The following is a 20,498-nucleotide window of genomic DNA, read 5'->3' on the forward strand; positions in this document are numbered from 1 at the left end:
TACCTCTTGCTTGACTCGCCCTTAAAAGGGCGAGATTGCGCAAGCCTAATGTTCAAATACAAAGATAAGTGGTACGTTATTGATATTGGTGGAAACACTCTAAGACTAATAGCGTTTATCGAGTTTGTAGGTAAAAAGTGCTTCATCAAGCACATAGTGACGCACTCTGAATACGATCGCATTACCGAAGATTATCGGAGAGGAAAGAAAAAATGAACACTGAAACCATGAAAGCACTCGCTCATGAGATCGGAAATGTAATGCCTTGGGTTCAAGGCATTAGCTGCGATTCTCAGTACAACGAGCTTATAGAGCTAATGGATGAGTTGATAGAGGCACCAGACGAAAACGCAATACTGATTGACTTACTGTTTCCTGTTATTGAGCGATATGAAGAGGAAGCCGAACAATTTCAAAAATTCAACAAACGTATTGATGAGCTAGACCAAGGTATTGCCACTCTAAAAGTGATCATTGACCAACACGGCCTAACACTGAGTGATTTCCCCGAGATTGGTAAAAAGTCTTTAATGTCTCAAATACTAAGCGGCAAACGCTCTCTGACTCTAAGCCATATTCGAGCTCTATCTGAACGGTTTGGCGTTCCTGCCTCTATGTTTGTTTAAAGTGTACAGGTGTACAGTCGTACACCTTGTATCTTTCAATCAATTTGTGCTTGTTTTTCCACTCAAGGCAAACAACACGCTATCATTGAGATTCAGATAGTTAATTGGATTCGAAAATGGATAGCATCTTAGTTCCCACTTGGGTTTTAGCCGTATTGGTTGCCGCGATATTAGTATGTGTTAGCAGTATTCTTAAATACCGAAGCTTCATTAAACGTGACTTTGAGATCATCACTGGGAGCGATGCTTCCGACGGGTATTTACTGGGTATTCGTGATTTTCTCGTTCCGTTTGATGAGATACTTTTGCAAGACGGGGAATTCTACTTCTTAGATAGAAATGGCGAGGTAAGAGGGAGCCATAAAGATTCATTCGGCCAGGGTATGCATGAGTACATTTCTAAACGAGTCAAAGAACTAAACATTCCTATTATTACAGACTAAACAAGCAATAAACGAAAATAAAAAGGCCGCTACCAATCCACAGTAGCGGCCTTTTGCATTTTATGTCCAAATTACTTCGAACGTTTTTTGAAAGCCTGGAAAATAACAAATCAACAGCCCTGCTGCCAATCTCCAAGACGAACTATATTGACATCCAGACTTCAAATCAATAACCATATAAAAATAAGACAAAAAAAAGCCGCTAGTAGGATGAGCTAGCGGCAAAGTCGTCTATGGAGTACTAAATAATATTAACGTTAGTCCGGTCAATCGGGTCAATCAACAGCGGAGGTCTAGTATATTATCCATTCCTAACACTTACAATGGATTAATCACAAAAAATTAGGTGAAATATGAAAACAGTATGTATTGTGGTCGGCCATTCAGCACAGGACGGCGGCGCATTTAACGAAAATAAGCAAATAGGAGAATATGAATATAACAACCCACTGGCTACCGCTATCGCTATGCGTCTGCATGCCAGGGAAGTAAGGCCAATCATCATGTATCGAGATACTTACGGACAGCTGGCCAGTGACATCAATAAAACGGACGCTGACTATTGCATCTCTCTGCATTGCAATGCATCGAGCAACTTTGATGTGAAAGGGCAAGAAACCTTGCACTGGCATACATCAAAGCGCAGTCAGCAATTAGCTAAGCACATTCAGAAAAATGTATTCCATCTAATGAATGAGCGGGACAGAGGGCTAAAGCCTATTGACCAGGGCGAACGAGGCTGGCCACTACTTAAAGGAACCAAGATGCCTGCAGTCATTATTGAGCCGTTCTTTATCAGTAATGACCAATCACTGACTACGGGCCTGGCTTTGCGCGATCAACTTGCCAACGCCATTGCTGGTGCTGTTATCGACAACATCATAGAGGAACAAAAGAGTGTTTAATTTAATAGAACTAGTCTTGGGGCTATTTGGAGTAGGAAAGATGAGTAAAGCCAACAAGGCAGCGGAAACCATAGGACAAATTAACAAACTGGTAGACGATAACTTTACTTCTGACGAAGAAAAGAAGAAGCATGCAGCGTTAATGGAAAAGCTGGCCATCAATAGCAACAACAAGTTTGTGCAAGGTGGGCGAAGTGCTTTGATGTGGTCCCTTGGTGCTGTCGTTGTGTATCAATGCATCGTTCGCGACATCTTGGCTATTACGCTTCATGTCGAGTTGCCACCACTGGATTTTGACGCAGGCACATTGCTAACGCACGTTACCAACTTGCTCGCTGGCAGCATCTAAACTTACCTTACCCTCGCTCAACGCCACTTTTTTTAAAAAAAATTTTTCCTCATCCAAACCGCCCTAAAAACACTCACTAAAAACCAACTACAGCACGTTAACTTTCATAATTAGTTACCTAATAACAAAAGCACATAAAACCTTATAAATTCCTTTTGTATCATATACTTATGCGATCAAAATGTGCCGTTTTATTTCCCTTTTTGCTCCTTTAGTATCGAGATTCAAGCGAATATCCGCCGCGATTTTGCGGCTAATTCATTCCTAACGTCAACTATACAATCAAGGGTTAAAGTTAATGGGAAACGCAAAACAGGCCTATAACCAGCGAATCTCCAAGATCGCGGAGTTATCGCACAAAATGAAGCAACTCGGTGTTGAGTCGCAATTCGATATCAACAGTGGCGCATTGCTGGTGGGAGATAGTGATCGAATCGCGGGTCTTAATGCAGCAATTGCAAACGATCCAATTTTTGAATCCATGGATTTGCCACTAGCACAAGAAATCGTAACCGGTGTTCAGTCGTCTATTCGTGAATACGAAAAGACATATGGAGAACTGCCTCGCGATGAAGTCATGGCATCGGCTTATCAAACGATGAGCAACATGATGATACTAGAAGGCGCAAGCAAAGATGGCTCTGCTCATGAAATGATGCTTGAGTCTATCGGTCAATCGCTCTCTACCTCTGATGGTGTGGAAATTCGAGCAAAAATGGTCGGCTTGGTCCTTCCTGTACTGCTTGAAACAGCTACTCTTGACTGCGTTACGATGATGCCTGCAGGCTCTAACGAAGTAGAAATATTCAAGGTTCACCGCAAAGCCGGTGTGTCGTTTGGTGACTACACGAAAGGCCAAGAAATCGACCAAACCTCTATTGGCCAATATACGTCTATGCGTCAACGCTATGAGTTCGTTGAAGGCCAGCGCCCAGATGGCACTAAGACTGAGTTCACGTTCACTTCAAAGACGGACTTGAAAAACACGTCTGTCGACATGCCATTCAATAAGTACTCTGTCTCTCTTTGGGTTGACCGCGAGCGCGTATGTCGCGATATGGACTCAAACGGCAACGGCACAATGTCTGGCATGATAAACAATGAGTACGCGATCAACTGTACCATTGATTACGCAAAGGGCATTGTCGTAGCTAAGCCGACTAAAACACTTCCAGCGGGTACCGAACTGCACGTTGAATTTGAAGTCGACATTGAGACAACGCCAGAGCTGATCCCAACTATCGATCACGATATGGAATCTCACACTCTACGTCCTTCTCAAAACGCGGTTGCTGCAGACGCAACAATCCAAGCAATGTTCACGATGCAACGTGAATTTGGCCAGGATCTTAAATCTCTTCAAATGTCGCATATGCGCAATACGTTGGCAGCGGAAAAATCGACTCGCCACCTACGCGATATTAATTTCATTTGTAAGAAAGAAGAAACATTCAATATCTACTGCCCAGCCGGTGATGACTGGAAGCTACAACGTGAGCTCATTCATCAAGCGCTACTGGATATCTCGCAAAAAATCCTAAGTGCGACGACTACGGTTGGTCTATCAGGCATGTACGCAGGCACCAGCGCATCAAACATCTTGAAGACGCTAGGCGCACCTTACTTTGTGCCACCAGCGAACTACACACAGAAAAACTCGATTCACTACGTGGGTAAATTGTTTGGTGTATGGAAGGTATTTGAAGCTCCAGTAATTGTTGATGCAATGGACCTTTTGTGTTACGGGCGTGGTGTAAATCACAGCGAGGCCGGCTATGTGGCTGGCGATGCGATCGCAGCAACCATGTACAACCACCCAATCGGTCCAACGCTACGTGCACGCAATACGCTGTACGAACTGGCGTATGGCGAAGTTCACCCGTTCGATGGCGCCGACTATTTCTATCGTCTCAAGCTGATTGATGAAGTTATTCCCGACGCAGTAGAGCAAGCCCAAGACGCAGCTTAACGCTAACTGAAATGCTGGGGTGAGGCTTCTCACCCCTTATTACGATTAAGGAGTAGCTTTTGAAATATCCAGAATTGGAAAAAGTGGCCATCACAAACAATACGTGCCTAACGCTACGTGTGAGAGGCCATCTTATTAAGCCGCGTCTCGCCAATCAGATCATTCACACGTATAGCGTGCAGCGATTACGCACAGAGATCCATGCTGCTTATCCTGACGGTTCAGTGATTGTTGAGCCTCTGCCGAGTGAAGAGGTAGAGAATGAGTCTCAAGACACCACTCAAAGCATTGCGGACCTGGGCGTAAGTCATGCGGTCGAAAAACGCCTGATTAAAGCAGGTATCAACACAATTGAAGCTCTAACGGCAATGACTGCTCAAGATGTTATCGACATCAAAGGTATTGCTGAGTGCAGCCTCCAAGAGATTGAAGAAGCACTAACAAAAATGAATTTATCGCTACAAGAGGCGGGAAATGAATAAGATTGAATTCACTATGGGCAACGTCTCTCAAACTGCGGTTAAAGAGATCAATGCTGACGGTACAACAAGTACCGATGATGGCTCAAACCAGCTTGTTTTTGCTGGTGTCATTATTTCTCCAAAAGGTGCGCCTTACGAAGTTATCACGGTAACGAAGGACACTTGGAAAGCAAAATTGGGCAATCCTTATCATGCTAGTTACGGTGAAAATGCCGATGCTATGCGTGCACTGGGTGAAGCGGTTGAAGGTGGTTCGGGCCAAGTGGTTCGTGTGGTACCGGCAACTGCAACTTATCCAGCAATCAAGCTTACAAAGCCTGCAGATAAGGTAGTCGTAACCAATGAAGCAGTGAACTACGCTAACGAACTGTCGCTAGGTGATGGTGAAATCCTGGCTATTGCTATCAAAGATGGCGCGGAGTCTGACAAGCGTAAAATCTCAATGGTTGAAGCTGACGCGGACCTATACGGTGCGGGTATGTTTACCCTAACACTGACAGAAGAATCTGACGTAGGTGTTGTTTCTACATTAGATTCTTGGCAAGTATCTCTCGATCCTGTTGCGAAAGATTCAATGGGCGCACCAGCCTTTATCCAGACTGTACTTGAAGACTCAGACTACCTAACGTGTGTCGTTGACTCTGCAAAAGCACAAGCGGAAGTGACAGGAATTCCAGAAACCGCCTTTACTGGCGCAAGCAATGGTTCAATTTCTGACATCAAAGCGAGCGATTACGACCGAGCAATTGAAGTTCTTAAAACGACGGTTAAACCTTTCAACTACGTTTGTGGTTTGGCGTGCTATGACAGCACTGTGCAAACGCAATTGATAGGCATTGCAAACGACCGCCGTATCAGTGGTGCGTTTGATTTAAACCCAAGACTTTCGCACGAACAAGCGCTAACAACGAAAACCGGCCTTTCTCTGAGTGAAATGCGAGCGAATTTTACGCATGTTCCATATACAGCGACGTGTCCTTATTTCGGTGGCAAAGCGGTTTGGGGCGCATCCGGTGTTGTATTTAGAGCTAAAGCAACAGGAGTGGCGAAGTCGAGCCCTATTGGCGGTTGGCAATACGCACCAGCTGGCAAAGATAGAGCGACAATTAACCGTGTTGGCCTGGCGCCGGCTAAATGGGCAGGGCAGCCAGACTACGAAGCGATGTACAAGGCACGCATCAACAAACTAGCAACTGGTGATACCAGCAACTTATTTATTGATGACTCTTTAACGTCCTTTACCACTGAGAACTACCTCAGATTTGAGCATGTTGTTTCCTTAATGGATTCCATCTCGCGTGCATTCGTCAATATTGCTAACGATCTCAAACATCAACCTGATGACGTGACAGAGAAAGGCCTAACAGATCGCATGACCGAGCTACTGGAGTCATACGAAGCCAACAAAGCCATTGTTGCGCCAAGAAACCCAGACAGTGACGGGACTTCTCCATGGACGCTTAGCGTTGTCCAGGTATCGATTGATTACTGGAAAGTCACTTGGTCCGTTTGTCCAACTGGTACCGCACGCCGAATCCTTGGCGAACCTGTTCTAATCCGATAACTATAGGAAAAAGTAAGTATGTCAATGTTTGACCAGGGCGCTGTACGCGAGCGTCCATTTCTATCAAGAGTAAAAAACCAACCACAAGACGAAGGCATTTCAGAAGCGGCATTTTTCGAATCTGTTTCTGATGATGCAATGCTAGAAGCCATCAAAAAAGCCGCCAAAGTGAACGATCGCTCTGATGCTGCAGCGGCCTGTGTGCAATGGGTGAGTGGTGGCGATGCTGATTTTGATGAGCTCGATGCTTTGCTATATGGCCTATCTGGTGGCCAAGACGACAAAGAGCTGAACGAATCACAAGAAGCAATGTATGAGTCACTGCTCGATGAAGCGGGTGATTTCATCCACCAAGTATCCAACGCAAAAGACGAAGATATTGAAATGATGAGTGAAGATGACGACGCAGCTGAGCGCGTATTCGAGTCTCTTTCATCTGCTATTTCTGATGTCGATACCGACGAACTGGTAGCTGAATACTCAGTGCGCGATTCAATGATGATGGAAGCCACAAAGAAAGTCATTCGTGATGGCGTTCTTAAGCTTGTGAAAACGAAAAAACGTCGCCGTCGCATGACTCCAGCACAAAAAGCGGCGCTTAAAAAAGCACGCATGAAAGCTCGTTCTGGCGCGGCTAAAGCGGCTCGTAAAAAGTCTATGCGTAAGCGTAAAGCTCGCGGTTTATAAGCAAGGAAAGGAGCGTAACTAATGGCTGTAATGTGTGGCGTGCCTGACGATGACGGTATATCAAGAAGTCTTAAATGTACGATAACCCAAGAAATCAATGGCGCCACAATTACAGTCGTTGGTTATATGAGCGAAGAGTGTCAGCTCTCGCTTAGATCAATGTGGGAAAGTCCTTTTGCTGGTGACAGTGTTGGCAATGCCGGTCAGATAGACAAGCTTGCGTCAGTGATGCAAACCCAATCTGACAAAACAAGTAAGACGCAAATGAACTCCGACCAGGTATGGGAAGGTATCGAGCCGCCAGAGGTCAGCGTAACGCTGAAATTTGTGGCTTACACCAATGCCAGGATCGAAGTTGACTTACCTATCGAATATCTAAACCAAATGGCCAGTCCAGAATTGCTCAACGCAACTCCAGTCGGCATGTCTGATGGTGGTGTCAGTGTGGGTGGACGTATTCCTGATGCAGCTACGTTCGACTTGGGCCGAAAGTTCAAAGCGAAAATGCGCATTAGTGACGTCTCTTTTAATGTCAATGCACCGAAAACGCAGGATGGGCATTACGCCTACAACACGGTATCGCTCACGGTCGCTCCTAAATCCATGATCAACAAATCTCAAATACCGAATTTTTTCTTTTAAAGGTGAATTAAATGGCCGGTTTCAGTAATTCAAAAGGCGACACTAACTACCTAAAGCAAGCGTTTACGAAAAACTTAAACGCTGGTGAAAAGTTGATGGGCGCAGAATTCGACATGACTATCGAAGAATACCCAGACTTATCAGTGCTTGTTCGTTCTACTCAGTTCCCAGCAATGGGGCGTGCTGATGTGGAAGATTTTGGCCCTATGGGCATGGGCTTTATTCAGAATGGTCCACTCGAAAACAAAGGCGAGATTGCAGTAACACTTGCGGAAACGATTAAGGGCGACGTTCTTAAGGCATTCCGCGCGATCCTAAAAGACAAGAAAATGGTCACGGTCAACATCAAGGCTACGCCTGAATCTACGTCTGGTTCTGGTGTGGAATCCCAAACTTTCCGACTGGAGCATGTGAAGATCCGCTCTGATGCTATCGACTTATCAACAGAAGATACCGCAGCCATTGTTAAACCAGCAATGACACTGCAGTACAACTGGGTTGACTTCTAATCACGCTTATATGGGTGCGCTGGTGCGCACCTAACCATGATGAGGGAATTATGACTCCAAACGAACTACTTGAACTCGTCAAAAAGCGTTTCACAATCTTGCTTCATGACGATCCAGACTCTTTAAATTCAGCTCTTACTCAAGCGATTGGCAAGTACCAGGACTTAGCCGGTTTCATGAAGCGGGTTCGCATCACTGATGCCTCAAAACTCACGAACGACAACCAATTTGCACTGCCACCTCTATTTATGACTCGCGTCGTAGTGAAGGATAACGCAGGGCGATATATCCGCTCTGATGTGTGGGATGACCAATTAGAACTTGGCCTAGATGGTTCAGAACAATACCCAATTGTCGTGACGTATCTAGAAAATGCCCAGGGCGGTGACTTTGACCAATATCAGCTACCAGCGAGTACCACTTCTCTTATCGCGGATTACCTATATCTGCTGATTGAAGGTCCAAACAATGAGCGCAAACGACGTATTGCTATGGCTGGCAAGCTCGACACTAGCGACATTGCCACCGAAGCTGATGTGGCCACTCGTAAAGCCGACATGGAAGAAAAGATAAAAAGCTCACGCGCCATCATGCCAACGTTATCTTTGATGTGAGGTCTGAATGAATCCTTATCTATCTGCCGCTAAGCAAACCGTTATTAATTTCATGAACAAGCCATGGCTGCAGGGATGGCAATGGGCCGTGGAGATTGAAGGGACTGATTCGATTCCTGATTTTGATATCTATGTAAAAGATATTGATTTCGGTGCCGGCTCCATCGATGTAGAGACGTTCCAGGTTGGATGTGGGTCTATTGCTCTTCCTACGTTCTCAAGTGCTAGTGAGATCACGATGACAGTACGTGAAACCCAGGACCAAACCATTAGCAAATGGATGGAAGCCCAGCTCGCTAAGGTTAAAAACACTGACGGCACCATTAACTTGCCTAAGCATTACGTGTTCAAGATTAATTTCTACACACTGAATGAAGACGGGAAAAAGACAAAGTACAAGAGCTATCAAGTGTTCCCGACAAAAATAGGCAACGTCAATTTCTCTAGAGAGAGTGGTAATTCCATCTTGTCATTTCCACTTATTTTCCAAAAATTCTCAACTGTAGGCAAAAAAGTACTATGAACATTCCACCGTATCCAAGACCAAGCAGCGTTAATGATGTTGTGCATTTTAGAACGCCTACCGTTGAAGATGGGTTGCTATTCTGCGAGCTCAACGAAGAGCAAGAAGAGCAAAATACCACTCAGTTCCTCAACCATATTCAGAATCTAGACAAGCAAGGCGGCAAGCTCAATGACTCGCTGTATTGGACCGGTGAAGATCGTAGAACGGCATTGTGGTGGATATTCATAGCAACGCAAGAATTGCCGACTGCAGCAGTAAGTTATGAGTGCGAGCACTGCAAAGAAGAGCACTACTTAGACGTGAACTTGGCTGAGCTGGCCAATACTGCGACCGCCGTTAAAGCGCTGCCAAAATCAGAAATTACGTGCTTTATCGCGGGTGAACAAGTCTCAAAAATCAAGGTCCAGCCTTTAAATGGTGCGGCTTGCGAGCACATTGAAACGCTGAGAAACATTCGTGATCAATACGCCTATCAGTCAATAGAGTGGCGAAAAGCCGATACCGAAATGACACTCACTGAGCTGGTGCACTGCCTTACGTTCCCAAACCAACCAAGTGATCAAGATGAGGCTCTGAATTGGAAGCTCGAACGCATCAAGGGTATGGCGCTCGATACCGAGTTTCGCACGCTGTATGCCCAGGTTGAGAGTGAATTAAGAACCATGCGACATGGCATCATGACGCAATACAAGGATGGTCGATTCCTACTTGTTTCCAATCAAAAGAACTGCAGCGCAGCTGTAGAAGCAGGGGAGGACCAAAGCAAATTATTGCTCTTACCCTTTCGGCATAACGACTTCATTCCAACGCTATGACAACGTTGGTTGGAATATTCTCGTAGAAAACCTCTCAATTTATGGCGGCCAGCCTGTGCACTCAGTAATGAGCACAGCTCAAGCAATGGCAATTCGTTTAGATAAAGCATTACAAGACAAGGTGAAGAATGGCCACTAAGCAAAATCAACAAAGCCTATCTGATGTTGTTCATGAAATACGTAGAGCAAGCGACCAACAGCTCAAAGTGCTGTCAGATATTAGTGATAAGCTTTCTAGCTCTGCTGTAATGCCTAGCCCTGGCGTACCTGGTGTGATTGGCACTAAACCGCCAGGCAGAAGACCTGTTAACCGCAGGAACCGCAGAGGGGCTGCATCGAGAAAAGGTGAAGTGAGCCTATCAAAAAGTGATGCGGTGACTGTCTCAAAGCCTGTCGTTAATACGGAAACCCAAGGCGTCAGTATTGCTGAAACTAAGAAGCAAGAGCCACTTGAGCCCGTCGAGCTGTCCAGTAAGCCGTTGGAAGAGTTACCAGGCAAAGTTGAAAATGCCATAAAAGCGGGACTTAAAGCGACAAAGAGTGTCGCCTGTGCCAAAGCGGAAAAACCACTACGCCAGGTGCCAACAAAAGTCGTTGCTAAATCGGAAAGTAAACCGTCCAGCGATCCTCAATATACGTACTCAACTCATGAAATGGCCACCACTAAAAAGGCAGTCATCAAAGAGTCAGTCAAAGAGCTGAAAAAGCTCACCAAGGATAAATCAGGCCGTTTGCGTCGTGAAAATGGCACGTTTGCCAACAAGTCCGAACGTGAAGCGTATGAGCGCGAACAAGCCAAGAAGAGCGACAAAAAAAGCGGTGATGACAAGCCGAAAGAAAGCACCATGGTTAAGCTCTTTAAGTTCTTTAACTCGTTTAAAGGTAAGAGCAATGAAGCTGGTGATACTGCCGGTGTCGCGGCGGGTAGCACTCTTTGGTATGCAGCAAAAGAAGCGCATCAACTGGGCAAATCTGCCAAAGAAGCCAAGAACGAGGCACTTGCGAAGGTTAAAGCGTATAAGAAAAAGCGAGCCAAGATAAAACAAGACAAGGAATCGAAGTCGACTGCAGATGATAAGCCGACGCAGGCTCGCACAACCAAAGAAAAAGGCAATGCACCGGAAAAAGTAGGCAAAGTTGCCGATCTTAAAGCTGAAAAAGCGAAAAAAGATCAACAATCTTCGCTGACTTCGCCAACTCAAGAACCGGCCCAAGGTAAAATTTCTAAAGAAACACAAGCCAAGACGAAGCCAAACCAAAAGCACGTATCGACTGCAGAGAGCCAAGCGACACCCGCTCGCGCAACCAAAGAAAATAAAGCTACGCCGAGCGAGGCCAGTAAACTTTCTGCACTGAGCGAAGAGAGATTAAACAAAGCTCAACTATCGGCACTGAAAGAGCAAACTCATAAAGATGAGTCATATCACAAAGTCATTCTCAAGCACCTTGAAGATATGACAGAAAAGCTAAGCAAGATCGGCGGTCGTAGCTCTGATTCTGATTCGGACTCTCTGGGTGATTGGCTTGGTGATGCAGAAGAAAAGAACGAAAAGCGTAAGAAGCCTGGCAAGAAACGCCGCCATAACAGGCGTCGTAGAAGTCGTGGTAAGCGCGGTCGATTTAAGTCGGTGTTCTCAAAGCTTGGTGGATTCAAAGAAGGAGTAAGCCGCCGAGGAACATCAATCTTTGGTAAAGCAGCAAGCAAAATAGGCTCTGTCGGTCGATTGGCTGGTGATGCCCTGGACGTGATTAACGGCGGTCCAGCGAGCATCATTAGTAAAGTTGCGGGCAGTGCAATGGGTGGTATCGGTGGTGCGCTTGGTGGCATTGGCGGGGCTCTAGGTGGTGTTGGCGGTGCGCTTGGTAGCGGTCTGGGTATGGCTGCAAAAGGCGTCGGTAAGTTCGTTCCATTTCTAGCACCAGCGATGGCCGCAATGGATGCATACAACGGGTTTACTGACACCAAAAAGCAACAAGAAACCTTTGGCTTGAAAGATGGCCAAGAGGCTACGTTAGGACAAAAAAGCTCAATGGCGCTGGGCTCTGTGCTGAATATGGGTGGATTAGTTAGCGGCACTGCAGGTTTACTTGGTAGCGGTCTCGGTGCGCTTGGTTTTGATGGTGCTCAAAAAGCCCTAAGTTTTGATAGTGGCGATATGGCCAAGGGTATTTATAGCTTTTTTGGTGGCGACTCTGAGCCTCAACAGGTGGACCCTAAAGAAGCTAATGCCATTGCCAATGCTCAACCCGCAAAAACCATGGCCACAACGGCGAACCCGCAACAATCTAGCGTTATCACAACAAGCACAGCTAACGAACAATCGCTATCTTCGGCCTCACCAGCTGTCAATGATAAGTCTAACGAACGTGTGAGCGATCTGATGGCTGAAAAGGATGCGAAAGAGCTATCGAAAAGCGATAAGGCACAAAACGTTGGATTGGATAAGAAAAGCATTGATGCGCTATCCAAAGCAATTAGCACAACGAATGCAGTAACTAGCAAGGTATCGCCGCCGGTGACAAATGCGAAAACGCAGCCTAAAGCTACAGCGTATAAACCAGCAAACACTATTCCAAATGACTTTAGAGACGGTTCTCTACAACGACTAAGTGCTGACTTGGAGTAATCATGACTCAAGAAATTAACTACAAACTTAAGGCCACTGCAGACGGCGTAGAAACTCATGATGATGTTGTTTCTGTTATCGCCCGAGTGGCTGAATGGCTAGATACTCCAGAAGGTGAGGTATGGGGCTCTCCAGCCTGGGGAAATAATCTTGCTCAATTTAGGCATGAACCGCAATCCGATACTGTTGCGGCCGCAATGGAGAACGTGATCGCTAATAAGTTGCCAAAGGATTTAAGTGACGTTTCGATATCTGGGATAGCGATTACACCTAACACGATTGGAGGCTGGGTAATAGAGCTGGCCATTTCTGGAATACCGCAAAAACTAACACAGGAGATCAATTTGTGAGCGTAGAAGATACCAAAGCGGAATTTGAAGCAATACTGAGTAAATCAAGTTGGTGGAGCCGGTTTATAGGCTCTCAGTTCGTATCCTATTTATCGCTGTTTATTTCTCAGTTTGTCGATCGTGCCTCTCAAACTTGCGAACGATTGCTGCAAGAGTCATTTTTATCACTCGCAACGAAAAGAACCTCTATTCTAGCGGGTGCCGAAGATGTGATGTATGTGCCAAGGAAGATATCACCATCAACCGGCCAGGGAAGAATAACCAATACCGGTACTGAGCGAATTGCACTTTCTGAGCTGACTCAGTGTGTCGCAGCAAACCAGGTGAGATACACCATTATGGAAAGTATCGCCCTTGATCCCAATGAGAGCTTAGATGTCACGCTGAATCAGATGGAAATTGAGACGATCACGATGACGGTTGAAGAGCAGCAAGACTGGCTATCAATCAGTTTTGATGTGGACCTAACCGCTCGAATCCATAAGGCTATTGTGTATGTGAATGGGGAAATGTGGACCGAATCATTTAAGTTCCGCTACGCAACGTCAGAATCCAAAGTCTACATGGAGTATTACAAGTCTACAGACCAACTAGGCATTCGTTTTGGTAATGGCGTGAGCGGTATTTCTCCTGCAGCTGGTGACGTGATTTCTATTGATTTGTGGCTAACAGAAGGTGACACAACATTATTGAATGACCAGAAGCTTACTATCGTAGAAACCGACCCGGGATCATCAACAAGTGTCAGCATTTCTACCGTTTCTCAGATCACCGGGGGCGATGTCGCAGAGGACATTGAATCGATTCGTAACGGTGCGCTTTACTCTACTATCTACGACAATCAAATTGCTTGGGATGGCGACTATCAAGGCTTTATCAAGAGTAATATATCAAGCATTGTCTGGTTGTCGGTTTGGGGTGAAAAGGAGCAAGAGCTTTTAGCCGGCAAAAAAGACCTGGGCAATATCAACACGATTTTCATTTCTGCTTATTCCAGCAAAAAGTCTGATGAAGAACTGGACAAAGAAATCCTAGCTCTCTTTGATGGCCGCGAGGGATATAACGAAAGCTATAAGTACGTTACCAGGAAAGATGCGCCATTCACTGTCACTGTAGACGGCATTGTATTTGATAGCTCAAACGCCCAAGACGTCACAAAAGCTGTCTCAGATAAATTGTCTTCATTGTATGGAAAAGATGTCAGCCCTGGGGCGATATACGTAAAATCCATTTGGAGCGCTGTTGAATCTGTAGCGAAAGAGCAGGGCATTGATGAATACACAGTAACGTGTGAAGGCCTGCTTGATACAGTGCCAATCGATACATTCCAATATCTCGACATCGATGCATCAACCATTACCTTTAACTATCGTAAGGCTTAGTCATGTGCGACCAAGATAACGAACAAGAGCAGCATTTAAAGAGCTGGTTAACAGGGCAACTCACTAAAACCAAGCAAAATGAGCAGTCCTGGACCGACTTGGCCAGCAGTATTGCAGAACTTGCCTCAAACCATATTGAAAGCTTTATTACTCGCTTAAGAAGCCGAAATTCTTTGTACGACATGAACAAGGAAGATTTAGAGCAAGATTCTATTGAGCTGCGCAAAGTCTTTCCTTTGGGTGATGTGAGCGATGAAGACTTACCACACGTTATTATGCAGCGTAGGGATGAAATTCACTTTAAACGCAATGTGTACCCGCTTGTATCAACGCTTGCGCGTGAGTTCTCGGGCATGGAAGTCTCCTGGGAAAAGCTCTACGCACCGATTGACCAAGAAAAGTACCCATACGGTACCTTGTTTGCGCTAGAGAGTGAGCTGAGCGACTTTTACGACTTAACACCGGAAGATTTCTTTCTGACCAGTCGCGGCGTCATTCGAATCCCTATCAACAAGATACAAAGTGGTCCTGACGGCATTGGTAATGATGAAATTGACGCTTTTGAAGAGAAAGTAAAAAGGGTGATCTATCCACTCATTCCGTTGCGCATCGCTTGTGATGGCCAAACGTACTACATCAAATATGAACTTTCTGAGCTGGTGGAATGGGTAACGTACAGCGATGCTGTTACTGACCATTTAAAAACAGAAGAGAAGCCAATCAGTATCGAGCCGGCACCGATGAAAGTAACTCAAAAGATGGAAACCACCGATGAGAAGAAAGTCGATGCAGTCTATGGTACTCCAAGAATGGATGCAGTCCCGATGGATGCTATTGCATTAGATCGCGTATACTACTAAAAGCTCCCCCGCTTTAGAAAACGCCATGCCCAACATAAGGGAATAACATGGTAGTCGCACAAGAAGTTGTTCTAGAAAATACAGAATTACTTAACCAATATTACGACCAACGAGCACTTTCAAGTCTGCCCAATGGTTATAATGCCTTTTTCCAGTTTGGCGATCTCGATTGGGGTTACGATCTCATTGAAACCGTAGATGGCAAACCAAGCTGTAAAGATATACCACTTGATAAAACAAGCATTGCAAATGTGTTCTACACATCAAAGGCGAACTATACCTACGTTAACGGCAATATCGTTATTACTGCCTCGTTGCCAGCTGGTACATTCCCTGCCGGTGAATCACATCAATTCTCTTGTGTTGGCATAAAAGACACGAATAAAAACCTCATTGGGGTAGCAGTAACGCAGCCAGTCTGGATTTATTCTGACCGTGGTATCTCAATTGAGATCATAATCAAAACAGCTAGAAGCGATTCAGCTCAAGTTGCAGTGGGGGCATAATGACGTCTCCACAATTTGAAGAAACGATAATTCTTCCACCAGCGCTGGTGGATTTAAACGCGCTGCCTCTTCTCACTGATACGCAGTACTTAGAAGCCTTCACATCACAAAGCTTAAACCGAAAGTTTTGCGGGGTAGTACGCCGAGGAATATTCCGTGGTTACGCCTGTGAGCCTGGTAGTGGGCTAAATCTAGGTATCAATATTGGTAAAAACGCGTCGGGAGAGCCTGCAACGTTTGGTGTGGCTCTTGTTGAGCGTGATGATTACTTGCTGACGGTCCGACAACAACACGATATGTCGGTAACACTGCAAGCGGGGAAAACATCTTATGTCGTTCTCGAGGCGATTTACCAACACGGCTTAAAAACCACCCAGGTAGACATTAATGCCACTCAAGAAGCCGCTTGTATCAAGGTGGTTGGAGAGGGCGAGGTCCAGTCTCACCACCTAGTTTTATGTAAAGCCGTGATCCCAGCGGGAACCACTCAGCTAACCATGCTGCATCTAAACTTCGATGAGCGAGAGCAAGGCGGGTACGACCTGGAAGGTCACGTTAACCACCCCGATCCTCACGTTCAGTACGAGCGTAAAGATAACGCGGCTACTGATGATGATATCAATAAGACATCATACGACGAAAAGCACGTCAAACTTCCTCAATTTTGGAAGGGTATTTACAAGAAACTAGATGGGTACAATATAGATACCAAGGCATCTCAATCTGACGCAGAAGCCGGTACCAACGACACTAAGTGGATGTCTCCGCTTAAAGTCATGCAATGGTGGAATAAACTTAAAACGACATCGCTCGCTATTGCCGGTTTTTGGAGCTTTAGAAACTTAAAAGTTGATTCTACTGACAATAACAGCCCTGTCTTATACGTGGAAGGCCACCGAAGCAATGCGTCTGACACCATTGGGACGATTTCCTTTAAGAACCGATACAACAACGATATCTATTCCATATTCGCCAATGGCAAGGGCGATCTATTCTGGCATGGCCACAAAATCTATCACGAAGGCAATAAGCCCTCTAAAGCCGATGTGGGCCTAAGTTCCGTGGTCAATGCAGGGCAAAGTAGCTCTGTAACCAGCACCAGCACCAGCACTTATGCGACAACTGCAGGTGTCAAAACGGCTTACGACAAAGCGGTATCCGCACTAAACACAGCCAACAGCAAAATGACGCAGACCCAAGGGGATGCTCGCTACGCTAGCTTAACCAGTGATCAAAACATCAATGGCAAAAACACATTTGCCGAAGAAATAGGCGTCACTGAGAAAAGCAGCATCAAATACGATCCAACGTCTGAAACCATTCAGTTCAAATTCAGTTAAGAGATACCCATGACAGAACTAGTAGCGTGGTACCCACTCCACAAAGACACTAACGATTGGTCCGGCAATGGTCTTCATCCGACTGACGGCGAATCTGTTGCATTAACAGCAGGCGGAAAGATTGGGGCGCAATGCTTGCAGTGCTCGAAAGTGCTCACCATTTTACCGTCCAGCAAAATCAAAAAGGCACTCTCAGGCAAGGGACTTTCTATCGCATTGTGGATAAAAGAAGGCCATGCATACGGTGAAAATAACTGGCAAGACATTATTCGTTGGGATGCAGGTGGCTATTCGCCTCGAATAGAGCGTCAAATGGCCTATCAACAAAATAATGAGTGTATCGACATTGGGTTTACTTTTAATACAACGCCAGGCTTAACCATCGCAGAAGATGACACTTTATCCGTCAAAAAAGGCGACTGGTTTCATTTCGCTGTTGTGAGAGAGGAAGACACAATATCGATGTACGTCAATGGAGTAATGCAGAGAACAGTAGAGTTGACTGGAGATCTGGCCGAACCATTTTCTGAGCCTACATCATCTTTTATGATAGCCAAGGAAACGCAAAACACAGATATTTGTGACGTTCGCCTGTACGACGGGGCCATTTCACTCAAAACCATTAAAGAACTTGCGAAAGCAAAGATCGTACATATCGACTTTTCTAGCTCTAACTTTTTCGATAAAAGCGAGTATAACCAGCCGATCGTTCAATCTGAGGTGGCGCCACTATTTAAGCAAGAAATAGGGAACAATGTCGGCCTGGGCTCTGCCTACTTTGGAAAAAATCAATACCTTGAAATTATGGACGAAGATGAGTTTCCAGCCTTTTTGGGGCGCGGAGAACCAACGTCTTTTGTTCTGGACTTTATGAGGAATGCTTCCCCAGCCGTAACAACCGATTCATTTTTGGCTGGAATAACCACCGCTAACAACACCGTCGATTATTTTAGCCTTGGTGTTTCAAACCATGACGACGATGTACCCGATGCAAAAAAAATCAAAGCGTACATGCAATGGGGAGGAAAAAACATTGTTCTACTCGGGCCAGACAACATTGAGCTAGAAAAATGGTACCAAGTGGTTCTCACCGTAAACCCAATCACACATGACTGTGCCCTGTACATTAACGGGGAGTTGGTAGACAAGAAAAATGATCCCGCAATCGTAATGGCCAGCTTAGAGTCTAGAGGTCTCATTATGGGGATGTCTACTGCATCTCTACCTGTGAACAGATATAACTTTGAAGGATACATAGATGACTTCCGACTGTACGCCTCTGAGTTATCAGCGGACGATATAAAAGAGCTATACCAGGTAAAAGCGAGCGTAGATAAAAAAGGGGAGTTTCGCTGTAACCAGCTGTCAGAACGTATTGTTGATAACTACGTTGCAGATTGGGTGCCTGTGCCTGTAAACAGTGCTGTAGGGACAATAGTTGATACTGGACTTATAGGCGCTTTGGGGCAGCCTATCTATCGATGGACTGCAGGAGTGGCTGATTCATATACCCTCTATTCACATATGTCTGGAGTCATACCAAAAGGCACCAAATTTAAGGCATCGATAAAGGCTAGGCGAGTTGGTGGTGATGTCGACGCAGGAATGGAGATGTTTTTCTTCAGTGAAAACAACTCCTATTTGACAAAGAACCAGTTTGTCCCAACGACTGAGTGGGAAACGTATACCTTTGACATTATCGGTAATGCAGATCTATCAAAAGCAAGATTAGACAACCAGTACTTATATGATGTGAACCAGGTACTAGAATTCACTGATTTCAAAGTGGAAATTCAGGTTGGGCCAACGGACGGACTTCTCTTATATGCACCATATAGAAGCGCTGGAAATCCTAATGATTACTCGGGAGCTGGTCATGTTGGTACCTTAAAGAATGTGGATTCAACAAACCCAGCATTGACCGATGACGGGTACTCTTTCCCTGCAGAACAAAAGTCACACAATGGCGGGTACATTCACTATGAAGACTTGAGTTTGCAAGGTGAAGAGACGCTAACAATCTCCATGTTATTTAAGCTCTCCAAATATAGGTATGACTCGGACTGCCTATGCTCGCTTGGTGATAATGACATTCTGTTCACTATCGACCCTAATCGTGATTTGTTATTAGTGAGTAGAAACACTGGAGCGGATAGAAGAATCTACACGACGAACCATCCGATTGACGTTGAGAAATGGCATGCTGTCACTATTTCAATGACAAACAACCCTGACGGAGTAACTGCCACCGGCGAAATTACATTGAATGGTGAGGTGGTTGCGTCTGGAGCTGTAAATCGCCTAAATACCCATACTTACCCGTCTACATTCGCCGTTGGCCAAGATTGGGATAACAAGGTACCAACGGACTTTTTTGCAGGAACAATAGGTGAGGTCCGAGTCTACAACCGTTTGTTGAGCCTGGCTGAACAACAAGATATCTCTAATAAATTACTTGGAAGTTTAGGATCAGGCCTAAGTGACGGCTTGCTTGAGAATGTTTTAGACACTAACTATCAAAAGGAAGTAAACAGACAAGGCGTTGCTCAATTTGAACAATTTTCAGAAATAGGACCAACGCTGGGTATGCTGTTATACGCACCATTCCATGATGATGCTGATGATTGCTCCGGTGGTGGCCACATTGGAACCTTGAAGAATCTCAATGCAACGAATCCCGCTTTAACCTCTGATGGCTACGTATTTCCTTCAACAAAATATACGCAAACGGGCGGGTACATTCATTACGAAGACCTGTACTTTCAAGAAGAAGAAACACTGACAGCTGTTTATCTGTTTAAGCAGTCCTCTGATAACTCGTACAGTTCAGATTTTCAAATGCACATTGCAAGCCTTGGCGACAATGATCTCAACCATAGAATAACAGCTGGTGGAGAGCTAAGCGTGTTCGTAAATGGAAAGATTGTAAGTGCACCCAATAATCTAGTCGAACCTGACACCTGGAATGTTGCCATATTCTCAGTTGCCAACAACTCTACCAAATCTGAGTCCACAGCATCGGTCACTCTCAATGGTGAGTTATTAGCAACAGGCCCGTGTGCTCCACTCAACATTCGCACTTACGTCAATTCATTCTCGGTCGGCCAGGACTGGGATGGAAATTTACCTAGTGACTTTTTTGAAGGAACAATAGGCGAAGTTCGAGTTTACAACCGCTTGCTGTCACAGGCCGAACAAAAGCAACTTACCGATTTATTACTTGGGAATGCTGGTGCCATGATTGGCAAAACTGGCGAACTCACATGCGCTCAATTCAATGAAGTTTAATCACCATTCAATAT

The 20,498-nt window shown here is 45.3% G+C and carries 21 protein-coding genes; all 21 read left to right on the forward strand.

Annotated elements, in window-relative coordinates; genetic code table 11:
* Window positions 1-48: 48 nt before the first annotated feature.
* Entirely contained in the window at window positions 49-216 is a 168-nt protein-coding gene (locus L7A31_RS21390) for a type II toxin-antitoxin system HigB family toxin (RefSeq protein ID WP_237363872.1), read from the forward strand.
* Window positions 213-626 (forward strand): helix-turn-helix domain-containing protein, encoded by a 414-nt coding sequence (locus tag L7A31_RS21395; protein WP_237363874.1) that lies wholly within the window; start codon window positions 213-215, stop codon window positions 624-626. Before L7A31_RS21390 ends, L7A31_RS21395 begins: the two co-directional genes overlap by 4 nt.
* Before the next feature lie 116 nt (window positions 627-742).
* Window positions 743-1,069 carry a hypothetical protein gene (locus L7A31_RS21400; protein ID WP_237363876.1) on the forward strand — a complete coding sequence of 109 codons (327 nt, stop codon included), beginning with the start codon at window positions 743-745 and terminating at the stop codon, window positions 1,067-1,069.
* 353 nt (window positions 1,070-1,422) lie between these two features.
* On the forward strand, window positions 1,423-1,974 hold the full coding sequence (locus L7A31_RS21405) for an N-acetylmuramoyl-L-alanine amidase (RefSeq protein WP_237363878.1): 552 nt from the start codon (window positions 1,423-1,425) through the stop codon (window positions 1,972-1,974).
* 40 nt (window positions 1,975-2,014) lie between these two features.
* Window positions 2,015-2,323 carry a hypothetical protein gene (locus L7A31_RS21410; protein WP_237363880.1) on the forward strand — a complete coding sequence of 103 codons (309 nt, stop codon included), beginning with the start codon at window positions 2,015-2,017 and terminating at the stop codon, window positions 2,321-2,323.
* A gap of 298 nt (window positions 2,324-2,621) precedes the next feature.
* Entirely contained in the window at window positions 2,622-4,292 is a 1,671-nt protein-coding gene (locus tag L7A31_RS21415; protein WP_237363882.1) for a DUF8615 domain-containing protein, read from the forward strand.
* A gap of 59 nt (window positions 4,293-4,351) precedes the next feature.
* A complete protein-coding gene (locus L7A31_RS21420; RefSeq protein WP_237363884.1) occupies window positions 4,352-4,774 on the forward strand; it encodes a DNA-directed RNA polymerase subunit alpha C-terminal domain-containing protein in 423 nt (140 codons plus the stop codon).
* Window positions 4,767-6,338 carry a hypothetical protein gene (locus L7A31_RS21425; RefSeq protein ID WP_237363886.1) on the forward strand — a complete coding sequence of 524 codons (1,572 nt, stop codon included), beginning with the start codon at window positions 4,767-4,769 and terminating at the stop codon, window positions 6,336-6,338. Before L7A31_RS21420 ends, L7A31_RS21425 begins: the two co-directional genes overlap by 8 nt.
* 18 nt (window positions 6,339-6,356) lie before the next feature.
* Window positions 6,357-7,025: a hypothetical protein gene (locus tag L7A31_RS21430; protein ID WP_237363888.1), complete on the forward strand. Its 669-nt coding sequence runs from the start codon at window positions 6,357-6,359 to the stop codon at window positions 7,023-7,025.
* A 21-nt stretch (window positions 7,026-7,046) separates the two neighbouring features.
* Complete coding sequence (locus L7A31_RS21435; protein WP_237363890.1) at window positions 7,047-7,667, forward strand: hypothetical protein; 621 nt, start codon at window positions 7,047-7,049, stop codon at window positions 7,665-7,667.
* A gap of 11 nt (window positions 7,668-7,678) precedes the next feature.
* Entirely contained in the window at window positions 7,679-8,176 is a 498-nt protein-coding gene (locus L7A31_RS21440) for a baseplate protein (RefSeq protein ID WP_237363892.1), read from the forward strand.
* A gap of 50 nt (window positions 8,177-8,226) precedes the next feature.
* On the forward strand, window positions 8,227-8,790 hold the full coding sequence (locus L7A31_RS21445; RefSeq protein WP_237363894.1) for a hypothetical protein: 564 nt from the start codon (window positions 8,227-8,229) through the stop codon (window positions 8,788-8,790).
* Window positions 8,791-8,797: 7 nt separating this feature from the next.
* Window positions 8,798-9,313 carry a hypothetical protein gene (locus tag L7A31_RS21450; protein ID WP_237363896.1) on the forward strand — a complete coding sequence of 172 codons (516 nt, stop codon included), beginning with the start codon at window positions 8,798-8,800 and terminating at the stop codon, window positions 9,311-9,313.
* The gene (locus L7A31_RS21455; RefSeq protein ID WP_237363898.1) at window positions 9,310-10,131 is read left to right on the forward strand and encodes a hypothetical protein; all 822 of its coding nucleotides are present in this window, start codon (window positions 9,310-9,312) and stop codon (window positions 10,129-10,131) included. The genes L7A31_RS21450 and L7A31_RS21455 overlap by 4 nt, the downstream gene beginning before the upstream one ends.
* A gap of 128 nt (window positions 10,132-10,259) precedes the next feature.
* A complete protein-coding gene (locus tag L7A31_RS21460) occupies window positions 10,260-12,758 on the forward strand; it encodes a hypothetical protein (RefSeq protein WP_237363900.1) in 2,499 nt (832 codons plus the stop codon).
* Window positions 12,759-12,760: 2 nt separating this feature from the next.
* Window positions 12,761-13,108 (forward strand): hypothetical protein, encoded by a 348-nt coding sequence (locus tag L7A31_RS21465; protein ID WP_237363902.1) that lies wholly within the window; start codon window positions 12,761-12,763, stop codon window positions 13,106-13,108.
* On the forward strand, window positions 13,105-14,490 hold the full coding sequence (locus L7A31_RS21470) for a baseplate J/gp47 family protein (RefSeq protein ID WP_237363904.1): 1,386 nt from the start codon (window positions 13,105-13,107) through the stop codon (window positions 14,488-14,490). The genes L7A31_RS21465 and L7A31_RS21470 overlap by 4 nt, the downstream gene beginning before the upstream one ends.
* Window positions 14,491-14,492: 2 nt before the next feature.
* Complete coding sequence (locus L7A31_RS21475) at window positions 14,493-15,350, forward strand: hypothetical protein (RefSeq protein ID WP_237363906.1); 858 nt, start codon at window positions 14,493-14,495, stop codon at window positions 15,348-15,350.
* Between the two features lie 47 nt (window positions 15,351-15,397).
* The gene (locus L7A31_RS21480; protein WP_237363909.1) at window positions 15,398-15,856 is read left to right on the forward strand and encodes a hypothetical protein; all 459 of its coding nucleotides are present in this window, start codon (window positions 15,398-15,400) and stop codon (window positions 15,854-15,856) included.
* Complete coding sequence (locus tag L7A31_RS21485) at window positions 15,856-17,196, forward strand: hypothetical protein (RefSeq protein ID WP_237363912.1); 1,341 nt, start codon at window positions 15,856-15,858, stop codon at window positions 17,194-17,196. The genes L7A31_RS21480 and L7A31_RS21485 overlap by 1 nt, the downstream gene beginning before the upstream one ends.
* A 9-nt stretch (window positions 17,197-17,205) precedes the next feature.
* Window positions 17,206-20,484, forward strand: coding sequence for a LamG-like jellyroll fold domain-containing protein (locus L7A31_RS21490; RefSeq protein WP_237363914.1), 3,279 nt, complete (start codon window positions 17,206-17,208; stop codon window positions 20,482-20,484).
* The last annotated feature ends 14 nt before the right edge of the window (window positions 20,485-20,498 follow it).

The sequence above is a fragment of the Vibrio marisflavi CECT 7928 genome, assembly GCF_921294215.1.
Classification (GTDB): Bacteria; Pseudomonadota; Gammaproteobacteria; order Enterobacterales; family Vibrionaceae; genus Vibrio; species Vibrio marisflavi.

Bases quoted from the DNA above. Each gene is read 5' to 3' on its own strand.
- L7A31_RS21435 (WP_237363890.1), top strand. From the start codon at position 7,047: ATGGCTGTAATGTGTGGCGTGCCTGACGATGACGGTATATCAAGAAGT.
- L7A31_RS21440 (WP_237363892.1), top strand. From the start codon at position 7,679: ATGGCCGGTTTCAGTAATTCAAAAGGCGACACTAACTACCTAAAGCAA.
- L7A31_RS21450 (WP_237363896.1), top strand. From the start codon at position 8,798: ATGAATCCTTATCTATCTGCCGCTAAGCAAACCGTTATTAATTTCATG.
- L7A31_RS21485 (WP_237363912.1), top strand. From the start codon at position 15,856: ATGACGTCTCCACAATTTGAAGAAACGATAATTCTTCCACCAGCGCTG.
- L7A31_RS21390 (WP_237363872.1), top strand. From the start codon at position 49: ATGTTCAAATACAAAGATAAGTGGTACGTTATTGATATTGGTGGAAAC.
- L7A31_RS21480 (WP_237363909.1), top strand. From the start codon at position 15,398: ATGGTAGTCGCACAAGAAGTTGTTCTAGAAAATACAGAATTACTTAAC.
- L7A31_RS21410 (WP_237363880.1), top strand. From the start codon at position 2,015: ATGAGTAAAGCCAACAAGGCAGCGGAAACCATAGGACAAATTAACAAA.
- L7A31_RS21445 (WP_237363894.1), top strand. From the start codon at position 8,227: ATGACTCCAAACGAACTACTTGAACTCGTCAAAAAGCGTTTCACAATC.
- L7A31_RS21425 (WP_237363886.1), top strand. From the start codon at position 4,767: ATGAATAAGATTGAATTCACTATGGGCAACGTCTCTCAAACTGCGGTT.
- L7A31_RS21405 (WP_237363878.1), top strand. From the start codon at position 1,423: ATGAAAACAGTATGTATTGTGGTCGGCCATTCAGCACAGGACGGCGGC.
- L7A31_RS21460 (WP_237363900.1), top strand. From the start codon at position 10,260: ATGGCCACTAAGCAAAATCAACAAAGCCTATCTGATGTTGTTCATGAA.
- L7A31_RS21455 (WP_237363898.1), top strand. From the start codon at position 9,310: ATGAACATTCCACCGTATCCAAGACCAAGCAGCGTTAATGATGTTGTG.
- L7A31_RS21400 (WP_237363876.1), top strand. From the start codon at position 743: ATGGATAGCATCTTAGTTCCCACTTGGGTTTTAGCCGTATTGGTTGCC.
- L7A31_RS21415 (WP_237363882.1), top strand. From the start codon at position 2,622: ATGGGAAACGCAAAACAGGCCTATAACCAGCGAATCTCCAAGATCGCG.
- L7A31_RS21490 (WP_237363914.1), top strand. From the start codon at position 17,206: ATGACAGAACTAGTAGCGTGGTACCCACTCCACAAAGACACTAACGAT.
- L7A31_RS21475 (WP_237363906.1), top strand. From the start codon at position 14,493: ATGTGCGACCAAGATAACGAACAAGAGCAGCATTTAAAGAGCTGGTTA.
- L7A31_RS21430 (WP_237363888.1), top strand. From the start codon at position 6,357: ATGTCAATGTTTGACCAGGGCGCTGTACGCGAGCGTCCATTTCTATCA.
- L7A31_RS21465 (WP_237363902.1), top strand. From the start codon at position 12,761: ATGACTCAAGAAATTAACTACAAACTTAAGGCCACTGCAGACGGCGTA.
- L7A31_RS21395 (WP_237363874.1), top strand. From the start codon at position 213: ATGAACACTGAAACCATGAAAGCACTCGCTCATGAGATCGGAAATGTA.